Origin of the sequence: [Mycobacterium] manitobense, from assembly GCF_025821665.1 — a bacterium.
Lineage (GTDB): Bacteria > Actinomycetota > Actinomycetes > Mycobacteriales > Mycobacteriaceae > Mycobacterium > Mycobacterium arseniciresistens.
Map to the genome: position 1 here is coordinate 1 of NZ_JACKSJ010000037.1, position 13,070 is coordinate 13,070.

14 protein-coding genes are annotated in these 13,070 nt (G+C 67.2%); 7 read left to right on the forward strand and 7 right to left on the reverse strand.

The annotated features are described in order from the left end of the window. The 3 genes from H7I41_RS04700 to H7I41_RS04710 form a co-directional block, all read left to right on the forward strand. A partial coding sequence (locus H7I41_RS04700; RefSeq protein ID WP_264011407.1) for a DUF5996 family protein occupies positions 1-1,033 on the forward strand: 1,033 nt, incomplete at its 5' end. A 151-nt stretch (positions 1,034-1,184) separates the two neighbouring features. After that, positions 1,185-1,655 carry a nuclear transport factor 2 family protein gene (locus H7I41_RS04705; protein ID WP_264011408.1) on the forward strand — a complete coding sequence of 157 codons (471 nt, stop codon included), beginning with the start codon at positions 1,185-1,187 and terminating at the stop codon, positions 1,653-1,655. Further along, positions 1,648-2,139: an ester cyclase gene (locus H7I41_RS04710; RefSeq protein WP_264011409.1), complete on the forward strand. Its 492-nt coding sequence runs from the start codon at positions 1,648-1,650 to the stop codon at positions 2,137-2,139. Before H7I41_RS04705 ends, H7I41_RS04710 begins: the two co-directional genes overlap by 8 nt. 73 nt (positions 2,140-2,212) lie before the next feature. Here H7I41_RS04710 and H7I41_RS04715 read toward each other — a convergent pair whose 3' ends face one another. From H7I41_RS04715 to H7I41_RS04735, 5 genes are read right to left on the reverse strand one after another with little or no spacing between them, the layout of a single operon-like run. Then, positions 2,213-3,241 carry a MerR family transcriptional regulator gene (locus H7I41_RS04715; RefSeq protein ID WP_308214583.1) on the reverse strand — a complete coding sequence of 343 codons (1,029 nt, stop codon included), beginning with the start codon at positions 3,239-3,241 and terminating at the stop codon, positions 2,213-2,215. Then, entirely contained in the window at positions 3,172-4,341 is a 1,170-nt protein-coding gene (locus tag H7I41_RS04720; RefSeq protein WP_264011411.1) for a cytochrome P450, read from the reverse strand. Before H7I41_RS04720 ends, H7I41_RS04715 begins: the two co-directional genes overlap by 70 nt. Continuing rightward, positions 4,338-4,595 (reverse strand): ferredoxin, encoded by a 258-nt coding sequence (locus H7I41_RS04725; RefSeq protein WP_264011412.1) that lies wholly within the window; start codon positions 4,593-4,595, stop codon positions 4,338-4,340. Before H7I41_RS04725 ends, H7I41_RS04720 begins: the two co-directional genes overlap by 4 nt. Positions 4,596-4,600: 5 nt before the next feature. Beyond that, positions 4,601-5,797 (reverse strand): cytochrome P450, encoded by a 1,197-nt coding sequence (locus H7I41_RS04730; protein ID WP_264011413.1) that lies wholly within the window; start codon positions 5,795-5,797, stop codon positions 4,601-4,603. Further along, positions 5,787-7,976: an MFS transporter gene (locus tag H7I41_RS04735; RefSeq protein WP_264011414.1), complete on the reverse strand. Its 2,190-nt coding sequence runs from the start codon at positions 7,974-7,976 to the stop codon at positions 5,787-5,789. Before H7I41_RS04735 ends, H7I41_RS04730 begins: the two co-directional genes overlap by 11 nt. Before the next feature lie 69 nt (positions 7,977-8,045). Here H7I41_RS04735 and H7I41_RS04740 point away from each other — a divergent pair, with 69 nt between their 5' ends. Further along, on the forward strand, positions 8,046-8,600 hold the full coding sequence (locus H7I41_RS04740) for a TetR/AcrR family transcriptional regulator (RefSeq protein ID WP_264011415.1): 555 nt from the start codon (positions 8,046-8,048) through the stop codon (positions 8,598-8,600). A gap of 9 nt (positions 8,601-8,609) precedes the next feature. Here H7I41_RS04740 and H7I41_RS04745 read toward each other — a convergent pair whose 3' ends face one another. Beyond that, entirely contained in the window at positions 8,610-9,611 is a 1,002-nt protein-coding gene (locus H7I41_RS04745) for an AraC family transcriptional regulator (protein ID WP_264011416.1), read from the reverse strand. Continuing rightward, positions 9,608-10,543 carry an SDR family NAD(P)-dependent oxidoreductase gene (locus H7I41_RS04750; protein WP_264011417.1) on the reverse strand — a complete coding sequence of 312 codons (936 nt, stop codon included), beginning with the start codon at positions 10,541-10,543 and terminating at the stop codon, positions 9,608-9,610. The genes H7I41_RS04745 and H7I41_RS04750 overlap by 4 nt, the downstream gene beginning before the upstream one ends. A 157-nt stretch (positions 10,544-10,700) precedes the next feature. On the opposite strand from H7I41_RS04750, the gene H7I41_RS04755 reads away from it, so the two are divergent. The 3 genes from H7I41_RS04755 (at position 10,701) to H7I41_RS04765 (ending at position 13,029) form a co-directional block, all read left to right on the forward strand. Continuing rightward, a complete protein-coding gene (locus tag H7I41_RS04755) occupies positions 10,701-11,588 on the forward strand; it encodes an NmrA family NAD(P)-binding protein (RefSeq protein ID WP_264011418.1) in 888 nt (295 codons plus the stop codon). A 492-nt stretch (positions 11,589-12,080) separates the two neighbouring features. Further along, positions 12,081-12,521: a PIG-L deacetylase family protein gene (locus H7I41_RS04760; protein ID WP_264011420.1), complete on the forward strand. Its 441-nt coding sequence runs from the start codon at positions 12,081-12,083 to the stop codon at positions 12,519-12,521. 28 nt (positions 12,522-12,549) lie between these two features. Further along, positions 12,550-13,029 (forward strand): SRPBCC family protein, encoded by a 480-nt coding sequence (locus H7I41_RS04765; RefSeq protein WP_264011421.1) that lies wholly within the window; start codon positions 12,550-12,552, stop codon positions 13,027-13,029. The last annotated feature ends 41 nt before the right edge of the window (positions 13,030-13,070 follow it).

The window sequence follows — 13,070 nt, forward strand, 5'->3', positions numbered from 1 at the left end:
CCGATCGGGTGAGGGCTGGCCGGCACTACGCGTCGACGACTGGGAGCCGACGCGCAGATCGCTGCACATGTGGACCCAGATCGTGGGCAAGGTGCGGCTGGCCCACGCGCCACTGCTCAACCACTGGTGGCAGGTGCCGCTGTACGTGTCACCACGAGGGTTGACGACGTCGGCGATCCCGGTGGGCACCGACTCCTTCGACATGGAGTTCGACTTCGTCGACCATGCACTCGCGGTGCGGGTGAGTGACGGCGGTGCTGCCACCATCGATCTGCAGGACACTTCCGTGGCGCGGTTCCACCANGCGGTGCTGGACACCCTCGGCAGTCTGGGCATCGAGGCGAACATCTCGAACGCGCCCAACGAAGTAGATCCCGCTGTCCCGTTCGCCGAGGACACGCACGCCGGCTACGACCCGGCCGCTGCCAACGCATTCTGGCGACAGCTGGTGCAGGCCGACAGGGTGATCGGCCGGTTCCGGGCTCGGTTCATCGGCAAGGTCAGTCCGGTGCACTTCTTCTGGGGTTCCTTCGACCTGGCATGTACCCGGTTCTCCGGTGGCCTGGCTCCCCGGCATCCCGGAGGCGCGCCGAACTGCGGCGACTGGGTGATGGAAGAGGGGTACTCGCACGAGCTGAGTAGTTGCGGATTCTGGCCCGGCGGCGCGGCCGAAGGAGCGTTCTACTCCTACGCCTATCCCGAACCGGCGGGGTTCGCCGACGCCNCAGACAGTCCCGNCGGTGTCTTCTACGACGCCGGCCTGCGGCAGTACCTGTTGCCGTACGAGGTCGCACGCCAAGCGAAGGACCCCGACGGGGCGGTGATGGACTTCCTCGAGTTCACCTACTACGACGCCGGCCTGCGGCAGTACCTGTTGCCGTACGAGGTCGCACGCCAAGCGAAGGACCCCGACGGGGCGGTGATGGACTTCCTCGAGTTCACCTACGGCGCGGCCGCCGATTTGATGGGCTGGGACCGCGGCGCCCTCGAAACCGACCCGAACCGCTGGACACACAAAGCCCGGCCTTCGTGACGGCCTGAGCGGGGGTCGAACCTCACTAGCCACGTACTGTGCCATGGAAGCCGTCGAACGATCACGCAACCGGTCGTGGTGTGATGCCGGCAGGCAGCAGTTGGCAGTAGATTGCAGTGACACCACACCATCATTCGAGCAGGCTCGCGGCATGGACACCTGCCCGTCAGGACATCCCTTCATCACGAGATTCGCCGACTTCTGGGACGCGCCGTCCCCGGCGCGACTGCCCGAACTGCTGCACCCGAATGTCGTGCTTCGCCAACCGCTGGCACGTTCAACGGTCGGGATCACCCAAGCCCAGCGCCAATTCGAGCGCTTCTGCCGCTGCCTACCCGGTCTGCACGCGCGCATCGATCACTGGGTCGCCGACGGTGATGACCTCTTCATCGAATTCACTCTGCACGCCGACTTCGGCAGGGACACCCTCACCTGGCCGACCGTGAACCGGCTCGTCCTTCGTGATGGGAAGGCCATCGAGCGCGTGACCTACTTCGACCCGCTCGCCGTGCTTCCGACGTTGCTGCGACACCCCTCGGTGTGGTGGCAGTGGCTCATCCGCCGAGAACGTTCGTCGCTCGGTGACGCGTACCGCCAACTGAACGGAGAAGACCATGCGTGAAGATCTCGTCTCAGCAGAGTCGGTTCACGACCTGGTCGGCCGCTACGCCGAAGCGAAATGTCGCCAGGACCCCGAGGCGGCACTGCGGCTGTGCACCCATGACTTTCTTCTCCACACCGAAGCGGTGCACAACACCACGGTGGGGAAACGCAACGTCGGGCGCCTCCTCGACACCTTCTTCGGCATCTTCCCCGACTACCACGTCACCCTCGAGGACAGCGTTCTCAATGGCTACGGCTACACATGCTGGGGAACGTTGCGCATGACCATGCACGGGCGCATGGGCCCCTGGCCTGCAACTCACCGCACCGCGACCCTGCCGTTCGTCTGCGTATTCACGATCAGGGACGGGCTGATCGCAAGCGAGCATTTCTTCTTCGACCGCTACGCCATGTGCGATGCCCTGGGCCTTCCCTCGGCGAGGTTCGAGCGTCTCTCCCGGATCGTGGCCCGCTTACCGCAGCGGCTGCGGTCCGCCATCTGACCCGAGAACACGGGCGCAGGTAGCGCGCTGTGGATGCGCCACGGCGGCCTCACCGAAGGGCGGTGGCGGGTCATCACTGCATCCGGCTGCCGGCGTAGGCCAGCATGGCTTCGCGCAGGTACTCCGCCAGGCGGGGGTCCTGGGCATTGTAATACGAGCGCAGTTCTGACGGCTGCCGCAGGCCCTCGGCCTGCTCGATGTAGCTGGCCTTGTCCGGACTCCACAGCTTGCGCTGCAAGGCCAGGTCGTCGTCGAGGACCGCGAAGGTCTCCGCGTCGTCGGCGGCCACACCGGCGCGCAGCAGGGCCACCATTCGCCGCGCGAGCGCGTGGCCTTCGGCGTTGAATTGATCCCAGTCCTGTTTGGCCCAGTCGGCGGTGTTGCGTTTGATTTCGGTGATCTCCGGTTGTTCTGTGCGGCCTGTGCTTTCGATACGGCGGGCTTCCAGATCGTCGAGGTGTTCGGGGCTCATCTCGAAACCCTCGAACATGTGCTCTGCGGGCATGTCTGTTCCTTCCTCCAGGTGTTCGATGGTGGCGGCCACAGTGGCTGCGAGACGGTCCAACCGGCCTCGCTCGTCGAGAAGCCGGCGGTGATGCCGGCGCAGCGCCTCGATCGGATCATGCTGCGCATCGACCACTTGTCCGATCGTCGTCAGATCCAGCCCTAAATCACGAAGCAACAGAATCTGCTGCAGCCTCAGCAGCTGCTCCTGCTCGTAGTAGCGGTAACCGTTGGAACCGACTCGAGCGGGCCGCAATAACTCGATCTCGTCGTAGTAGCGCAACGTCCGGGCAGTCACACCCGAAACCCGAGCCGCCTGCTGAATCGACCAACTCACCGACCTCAACCCCTCTCGATGACCAACACCCACGCTAGAAGTTGCCGCTACGAGAAGGTCAAGACCCGACGTTCGGGCGGCGAGCCCGAGACGCCACCAAACCCACGCGGCTGACGGCACCGCCTCCTGTGAAAAACCGCGAGGTCGCCCGCCGGTAGGGAGATGGCCGGCATGGTTACAGCGCGCAGAACTCAGGCGATAGCGGGGCACCACGTCACAGGCAACGAGAGCAAGCCGCGCACTACGCTGTCGGTACGCCACGACAGTGCATCCGGATCAATCGCGAAGTCAAGCGTCGGCAGCCGGGTTAGCAGTGCGGTGAGACCGATATCGAGTTCCATGCGGGCAAGTGGTGCTCCGAGGCAGTGGTGAGCACCGTGGCCGAACGCGATGTGCGGGTTCGGATTCCGGTTGACCTTGACCGCCTCGGGGTCGGCGAACACGTCGGGCTGGCGATTCGCGATCGCCGAGGCGCCCAGGACGATCTCGCCCGCGCGCACGTCGACTCCGCCGATGGTGAGATCCTCGGTGGCCACCTGACTGAACGTCCCTGCCACCCCACTGCCGAGAGGGGTCAGTCGCAGGAGTTCCTCGATCGCTGACGGCATCTGCTCCGGGTGGTTTCGTAGCGAGTCCGTGAGGTCGGTGTACGTGAGCAGGCGGTAGGTGAAGTTGGCGAGTTGGGTGGCTGTGGTCTCGTGACCTCCGATCAGGACACCGGCCGCCAGATCCACCATCTCCTGCTCGTCGAGCCGATGCGCATCGTCGCGGGCCGCGATCATCACCCCGAGCAGATCGTCGGATGGCGCTGCGCGCTTCGCTTCGATCAGTGCCTTCATGTACCGGTCCAAGTCCTCCTCGGCCGACACGACCCGCGACGGATCTGCGGTCGACATCAGGTCCCGGGACCACTGCGCGAACCTGTCGCGGTCCTCCTCCGGTATGCCCAACAATTCGCCGATCACGGTCACGGGAAGGGGCAGACAGAAGGCCTCGATCAGATCGACAGGCGGACCCTGGCGCAGCATCTCGTCGATCAGTTTCGCGGCGATGACTTCGGTGCGTTCACGCAGATCTTTGATTCGCCGCGCGCTGAAGGCGCGCACGACCACCGAGCGCACCCGACCGTGGTCGGGTGCATCCATCATCGAGATCGAGTCGTGATTGCCGGGTTTGGCGATCGCGGCGCGGGAGAATCTCGTGTCGGTCAAAAGTTGACGAATGTCGTTGTGGCGCGTCAGCAACCACGTGACTTGGCCATCGATCTCGAAGCGATGCGCCGGGCTCTCGGCCAGGGCCATCGATGCCTCCGTCAGTTCGATGCCCACCTCGCCCTCCGGGAATCGGGGTGACTCGGTCATCGCATGGCTCCCTTCGGATGAGGCGGCGGCGTCTCGGGCCCAGGTTCCTCAGTGAGCGCCAACGCACCCGACGGACAGCAGGCGACTGCGCGCCGCACAGCGTCGAGGTGGTCGGTGGTAGGAACTCGGGTCCGTAACAGGACGACGCCGGTGTCGTCGTCCTGATCGAAGACATCAGGGGCGGTGGTGGCGCACATGCCCGCACCGATGCACACCTCGGTGTCTGCGTGCAGCCGAGTAACTCTGTCGGACATGTCGATCACCACGTGACGGGGAGGGCGTGGACGCCGTACACGGCATGGCTGCGCCGATAGGCAATGTCCTCGAAAGGCACGCCGAGCGCCAGATTCGGGAAGCGGCGCAAGAGCGCGGGGAAGGCGACGCGCATCTCGGCTCGAGCCAGCGGCGCACCCAGGCAGTGGTGCACGCCGTGCCCGAAGGCGACATGTCCGGGTGCGCCGCGACGCACGTCGAGGCGGTCAGGATCGGTGACGAAGCCCGGGTCGCGATTGGCGGCCGGGAGGTACACGACTACGTGTTCCCCCGAGGGGATGGTGTGGTCGCCGATGGTGACGTCCCGGGTGGTGATGCGTTCGACCCCGGTGGGCACGATCGACAGCCAGCGCATCAGTTCTTCGACGGCCGGCCCGATCAGCTCCTGGTCGTCGCGCAGTGCTGCGAGCTGGTCGGGGTGGCGCAGCAGGGCCAGCGTCCCCAACCCCAGCATGTTGGCGGTGGTTTCGTGACCGGCGATGAGCAACAGCGAGCCGATGCCGACGAGTTCGTCAGCCGAGAGGTCGGCGCCATGACTGCGTACCAATGCGCCCAGCAGGTCGTCACCGGGATCGGCTTGAGCCATGGCGACGAGTCCGGCCATGTAGCGACGCTGTTCCCTGTCGACCTGCAATTGCTCGGTGGAGCTGAGTGTCGAGTCCACCATCGCCTGGGCGCGCTGCTGGAATTCGTCGCGATCGTGGTACGGGACACCGAGTAGCTCGCAGATGACCAGGGACGGGACCGGCAGCGCGAAGTGGGCCACCAGGTCGGCGGGCTGGGGTTGGGCGGCCAGGTCGTCGAGGAATCCTTCGACGATCTCGGTGATGCGTGACTCCAGCGCTGCGATGCGCCGGGCGGTGAAGGCGGAAACGAGCATGCGGCGCAGCCGGCTGTGCTCGGGCGGGTTCATCTCGAGCAGGTTGCCCGCCCTCATCACAGCCGCCTCCTCGTCGCTGACCGGGCCGTAATCGGCGGAGACCACGGCGAAGTCTGCGCTGTTGGCGAGCACGCTTCGCGCATGTTCGTAGTTGGTGACGACGTACGCCAACGTGGGGGTAGATGAATATGCGAGCGGAACACGAGTCAGCACACCTTCGTCGCGGGCACGAGTCAGCTCCGGGTCGGGCTCGAAAACGTTGTGGCGTCGCAGGATCAGCGGTCGCTCGGCGCTATCGGTCATCGTTGAGGTCCTCTCGATCGTCGGGCCGGGATGGGGTGAGCATCGTGGTGGTGGTCAGCTCGACCAGCAGGTCCGTTTTTCCAGCGACTTCGCACACCTCGGCCAGGTGGACGAGCGCATCGCGATCGCCGTGTCGAACCGCCTCGGCAGCCAGGCGGCGCGCATCCATCCAGCGCTGCGCACCGGCCATCGCCAGCGCCGTCATCGTCAGTGCGGTGGGGGCGTTGTGACGGGCCGCCTCCCCGGCCAACCGTTCGGCCTCGTCCCATTGCCGGCGCTTCGCCCGGACAGCGGTCAGGGCCGTCAGTGCCCGCCCCGGCCGTGGTGATGTCCTGGCGAGCGTCTCGGCCTGCAGCCAGTCGAGTCGGGTGGCGGTGCGCCGGTCGACGAGCGCCACCAGGGCGGCGGGTTCGCCACGGGCAGCCGCTGCCTGGGTGTCGGCACGGTCGAACTGGCGCGCCTGAGCGATCTTGACCCCGGTGACAGAGGCCTCCAGCATGCCGCCGACGTCCTGGCCGACGAGCGGTTTGGCGATCGTCGCAGCCGTGCGACCGGCAGCCCCGCGCAACGCGGACAGTCCGGTGCGGCCGATGGGGGCTTCGCTCGACGGGACAGGATCCTTGCGGTCGACCGTTGGCGATGTGGCAGCCGGGATGAGGCGCCACGAGACGACGGCGGCGGCCACGAGTAGCGCGGCGGTCACAGCCGAGGTCATCTGCATCGCGGCCACGAAAGCCTCCTGGCTCGCGGTGACCATCGGTTCGCGCAGGCCCGCCGATGCGTCACTGGCCGCGGTCATGGCCGAGGCGATGGACTCGCGGGCGCGTTCGGCGAGGTCGTCGGCGAGGTCGGTGGGGAGGGTGAGATGGCCGCGGTAGAGCGCGGTGTGCAGCGAGCCCAGCAGGGCGATACCGAGGGCAGCGCCCAGTTCATACCCGGTTTCCGACACTGCCGCCGCTGCTCCGGCCCGTTCGCCGGGTACGGCGGACACGACCGCATCGGTGGTGACCGTCAACGCCAACCCGACACCGAACCCGGTCACCGCGAGCCCGGCGACCAACCACCCGTACCCGGGCATGACCTCGGCCGCCGCAACCGTGGCCACACCGGCCGCGGCGCACGCCAAGCCTCCGGCGATTACCCCGCCGCGACCCAGGCGCGCCACCAGCCAACCCGCCAGAAATGCGGTGAACAGGCTCGCCAATGTCATGGGTGATTGCGCGATACCGGCGGCGAGGGGCTGAAGGCCGCGCACCAACTGCAGGTACTGCGACAGGTAGAACAGCAAGCCGCTCAGCGCGAAGATGGCCAGAACGTTGGCCGCCACCGCGCCCGAGAACGCCTTCGACCGGAACAGTCGCAGGTCGAGGAGCGGAGCCGCGGCACGGCGCTGCCGAGCGACGAACAGCCACCCGCAAACCGTTGCGACCGCCGCCGCCACGGCCACGGTGATGTCGAAGCCCTCGCCGGCCACGAGTTTGATCGCGTACACCGCGGGGATGATCGTGGCCACTGACAACACGGCGCCGAGCACGTCCAACGGCGCGGATTGCGGCGAACGCGATTCGGGCAACAACCAGGCTCCGGTGATGAGGAGCAGCACCATCACCGGCAGGTTGATCACGAATACCGATCCCCACCAGAAATGTTGCAGCAGAGCACCACCCACCAACGGGCCTACCGCCGCGCCGGCGGTCGCCGCCCCGCCCCATGCCGCGATCGCGGTGGTGCGCTGGCGCGCGTCCGGGAACATCGTCCGAATCAACGACAAAGTCGACGGCATCAATGTCGCGCCGGCCACGCCCAACAGCGCCCGCGCCGCGATCAACCACGCCGCACTCGGCGCGATCGCCGCCAGGAGTGACGCCACCCCGAATCCGGCGGCCCCGATCAAGAGCAGCCGCTTACGGCCGATCCGATCCCCCAGGTTGCCCATCGTGACCAGCAACCCGGCCAATGCGAAGGAGTACACGTCGACGATCCACAACAGCTGCGGGGCAGATGGATTCAGGTCCTCAGCCAGCGACGGCACGGCAAGCGAGAGCACCGTGGCGTCGACGGCGAGCAGCAGCACCGCGAGCACCAGGACGGCTAGCCCCAGCCACTCTCTGAGGCCGGCGGTGCCGACCTCCTCGTTGTCGTCCATTCGGCCGTCCATCGACCGGTACCCCTGAGCCATGGCAGCCAACGTACCGTCCAGACGGTCGGTTAGCTAGTCTCGGCCGGGTATGCTCACACAGTGACCACGGTGCAACGCGACGCGATCCGCACTCGCCGCGCCCTACTGGAGGCGGCGGAGCGCGCACTGATGGCCCACGGCCCGCAGGTCAGCCTGGAAGTCGTCGCCCGTGACGCCGGCGTCTCCAAAGGTGGCCTGCTCCATCACTTCCGCAGCCGAGAGGCGCTGCTGCGGGCGCTGTGCGAGCACTGGATCCAACAGTACGACGACGCCGTCGCCCGGTACCTCGAACTCGACGACGGACGACCCGGGCGATGGTGCCGTGCACACATCAGGGCCTCATTCGATCCGTCGATCGGAGATGGACCGTGGCGAAATATCGCGGTGCAGTCGGCGCTTCTGGCCATCCCCGGCCTCTTCGAACACGCCCGCATCAACGGCCATCGATGGGAGACCGAGATGGCCAGCGATGGACTACACCCGCAGCGGGTCCTCCTCATCGCGCGCGCACTGGACGGCGACTCGATGACCGAAGTCTTCGACGCAGAACCCGACCATGACACGCGCCACGAGCTTCGAGACCTGTTGCTTGCCCTCACCGAACGCAATGAGCCCTTGGTCTGAGCAGCGCCGTCATCCGGTCGCGGTGACCCTGACTCCGAGCGGGGTGCGCCCTGTCCTGCGACTGAAGGCGCGGTGGAAGGAGTTCGGGTCGTCGTAGCCCAGGAGGAACGCGATCTCGGTCAATGACAGTGCGGACTGGGTGAGGTAATGGCGAGCCAGGTCTTCGCGGACCTCAGCGAGGATTTCTTGGAACGTCGTGCCTTCCTCGCCGAGGCGGCGCTGCAGCGTGCGGGTGCTGATGCCGAGGTGGCGTGCGACGCCGTGCGTCGTTCCGGCACCGGCGGGCAGTAGTTCGACCAGGATGGCGCGAACCTTGGTGCCGAGCGCGGCGTCGGCCGCGAGATCATCGAGGCGTCGGCGCAGCTCGGGTTCGAAGAACTCCCACATACCCGCGTTGGCGGTCAGGAACGGCCGGGAGGCGTCGAGGCGGGAGAACCGGATGAGGGTGGTTTCGCCCCGCTCCACCCGTGTGCGCAGCCAGTCCTCGACTGCTGCGAGGTTGCGCGGCGGCTGCGGCAGCACGACACGCGCAGGTACGACGCGGGTGCGGGTGCCGATCCGGGCCAGGGCCGCGAAGAAGGCGACTTCGACGGCGGGCAGCACAGCCGGTGGGGCATTGCCTGCGGGCCAGCAGAACTCGAGGCTGACGCCGTCGGCATCCGCCTCGATCCGCAGGCGAATCGGCCCGAGCAGACGTTTGTGCACGGCGATGCGTTCGGCCGCGACCTGCAAATTGGGACTGCACATCGCCGCGAAGATCGGCGGGTCGAAGACCTCGGGGCTCAGCGTGCCGGCGATCGTCGTCGCCAGCTCCCGATCACCCACGAGGTGATCCAGAGCATCGAACAGTGCGTAGTACTGCGGCGGGGTCAGCGCCGCATCCTCACGGCCCAGCAGGTCTCCGGGTAACCCCGCCGCGTCGAGCAGGTCCGCCGCCCGCACGCCGAGGTCGGCGAGCAGTACCCGCACGAACGGCAGCGACAGGCGGAAGGGCGCGACCAGAGTGCTCATGCTCCGACGGCGGCGGCCACGTCGATTCGGAGGCCGGTCTCACTCTCGGCCGCGCGCCACAGCGCCTCGATGGCGGCGTTGCTGCCGGGCCGTACCAGCGGCTTGCGAACAGGCGGGCCGTTCGTCCCCCACAGTGGTCCGTAGAACCCGCCACCCGGGGCACCGGGATCGACGGCTGCTCGCAGTTGGCTGAGCGCGCCGCGGTCGGTCGACATGCCGATCACCTTGACCAGCCTCTCGGAGACGGTGCCGAGTAGGCCGGCGCTCCCGTGGGCCTGCGTGGTGGTCTGCAGATCGGAGTTGGTCAGACCCGGCTGGGCGGACAGCGCCTTCGCGTCGATACCCGCGTCGTCGAACTGCCTCTGGAGGCCGACCGCCAGGTGGCGCATCGCCAGCTTGGTCTGGCCGTACATGCGCCACTCGTCGAAGTTCTCGCGCATGTGCGGGTCGGCGGGATCGACGGCACGACCGGTGTGCTGCGCGGTGCTCGACAGGGTCACCACTCGTGCGCCGGGTGTGCCGACGATGTTCGGCAGCAGGTGGGAGATCAGAGCCCAGTGGCCGAGGACGTTGATGCCCATCTGGGTGTCGAAGCCGTCCACCGTGGTCCCCTGGGGCAGCGCCATCACTCCGGCGTTGCACATCAAGATGTCGATGCGGTCGTGCGCGGCGGCGATGGTCTTCGCCGCAGCCGCCACGGAGGCGAGCGACCCGAGATCCAGGTCGACGATCTCGAGTGACGCGCCCGGGTGCTCAGCGAGGATCTCTGCGTGCGCGTGGACTGCCTTGGCCTTGTTGCGGACCGCCATCACCACGTGTGCGCCACTACCGGCGAACGCCTTGGCGGAGGCGAGGCCCAGCCCGCCGTTGGCTCCGGTGACCACGGCGACCTTGCCGTTCAATTCGGGGAAGTTCTTCGTTGACCAGCTCATGGGTGTTCCTCGGGTCGGCGATGCTCGGATCACCCCAAGCTACGACAACGGAGTCGGTGTGACGCTCGCAAAGCGCGCCATCTGACTCGCACTTCGCGCCGTCACGGCCGGCCGCCCCCTGCGCTGCGGTGTGGTCGTCAGGCATCATCGAGGCATCATGCTGGTGATCACCGGTCCGACTGGGAACGTCGGAGCCGAGCTCGTCGACATCCTCGGTAGGCAAACGAACCCCTTGCCGCGGCGCATCGCCAGCCGCCACACCGACACGCGGCCAGGCATCGGCGACGCCGCCGAGGTGGAGCGGACCAGGCTGGACTTCTTCGACCGAACCACCTGGGACGGCGCACTCGCCGGCGTCACACAACTGTTCCTGCTGTTCCCGCTTCCCGGCAATCGCGCTGCGCGCGAAGGGATCGTCCCGTTCCTGCGCGCCGCCCAGGGCGCGGGCTGTCGACACGTTGTGTACGTGTCGGTGTTCGGAGCCGACCGGGCGCGGTTCATCCCGCACTACACGGTCGAAGCCGCGCTCCGCGAGAGTGCGATGACGTGGACGGTGCTGCGATGCAGCTTCTTCATGCAGAACCTGCATCGCCACATCTCCACTCACGGCGTCGACATCACCGAGCGCGGTGAGCTCTTCATTCCCGCCGGCGCCGGCCGTACCACGTTCCTCGATGCCCGCGACGCCGCCGCCGTCGCCGCACTCGCCCTCCTCGACCCCGACAGTCACCGCAACACGGTGCATCACCTGACGGGGCCGGAAGCGCTCAGCATGGAGCAGGTGGCAGCGGCGTTGACAGAGGAACTGGGCTATCCGGTGACCTACACGAATCCCGGCTTGATCAAATTCGCCCGGCGACTTCGCAGCCGCGGCGTCGGGTGGGACAGCATCGGTTTCATGTCGGCGGTCTACACCCTCACAAGGCTCGGACAGAACCAACCCATCACCGATGACGTCCGGCGCCTGCTCGACCGATCTCCGCGCGATCTCGCCACCTTCCTTCGCGACAACGCTTGGCGATGGCGGGAGCGAAGCTGGACGTGAGCACCCATCCTGGTGCGTGCGCCGCTTCATCGGTCCGCAGGTAACGCCGAGGGCTCCGTTCGGCAACGGCGCGCGGCATCGACGGCGGTGGTGTTCTGCCATCAGCAGACGACTCGCGGGCCGTTGCCCGGTGGGTCCGGGGTGACCGCCCGTCCCCAGGCGAGCGGACTCAGTTGACGGAACGGGTACGTTGCGGCCGCGGTACCAGCGTCGGCCCGAGTCCGCGGATCAGGCTCAGTAGGTGTGCAAGCCCGGCCGCAGCGTGGCGCGATCGTGCTTGCGCTGCGCAGGTTAGCCTTGATCGGTGGGGGCACCGCAGCTGCCGGACGGAATCGTGCGCGAGGCAACGGCACCGCAGCAGCTGGTGGTCGTGTGGGCCGGTGCACAGGACGTCGACTCGCTCCTGCACGCGACAGCCGAAGCAGGATTCCTGGCGATGCGGCTCGACCCCCAGGAGACTGAGGAATCCTGTCTGTCAGCTGGTCGCTGTCGATGATGTTGATCGACTCGGACCTGCTCGATGCGCAGGTGGTGGGCGTCATTGCGCGGATCACGGCCAGTGTGGACGGTCTGCGGGTCGCCGTCCTCGCCGATGCCGGAGCACGAGGCTTGCGTTTTGCACTGAGCGCCGGCATCGGTGAGATCATCGATCCCACAGATGCGGAGTCGATCGCCGCGTTCGTGTCCACTACCAGCTCGGCTGCACCCATGGAGCGCGTGCTCGCGATCGGCGCTCATCCCGATGATGTGGAAATCGGTTGCGGTGCAACGTTGTTGCGGCACCGGGACCAGGGTCACTGGCTGTCGGTGCTGACGCTGAGCCGTGGCGCCGTCGGCGGGCCGCGCGAGGACAGGCGCCGCGAAGCGATCGGTGCGGCGATCACGATGTCGGCCGAGCTGTTGATGGGCGACATCACCGACACCCGGATTTGACGGTCGAAGCAAAACTTGGGGAGCCGCAGTGGAGTGGACGGAGACCATCGTGGTGACCCGGCCGCTGGAGCAGGTGCGTGACGCGATAGCCGACGAGAACCAACTGATGGCATGGTCGGCATGGCCGAAGGCCACCGGCTTCAGCTGCGCCGTCGAAGGCGATGGCACGTCCATCGGCTCGGCGATAACCTTCCGCGACCGAGCCGGCGTCGTGCAGGGCCGTCAACGGCTGACCCGCATCGAGACAGATCGAGTCGAGTATCGCCTGCGTAACAGGGGCCCCGGAGGGCGTGAGATGACTCCGGAACTCGACTTCCGCCTCACCCCTGTCGACGACACCCACACCCGTGTGCACCTCGACTTCCGCGCCACCGCTCCCCTCCCACCCGGACTGCGACAACTAGCAGAGCTGGTGCTGGGGCGACGGGTCCGGCGCCTGCACATCCAAGACCTCGAACAGCTGAAGGCGCACGTGGAAAACGATCGGGGCAGCAGGCCGACACGATGAACCGCGACCGGCATCTCGGCCCGGTTTCGCAGCGGGCCTGG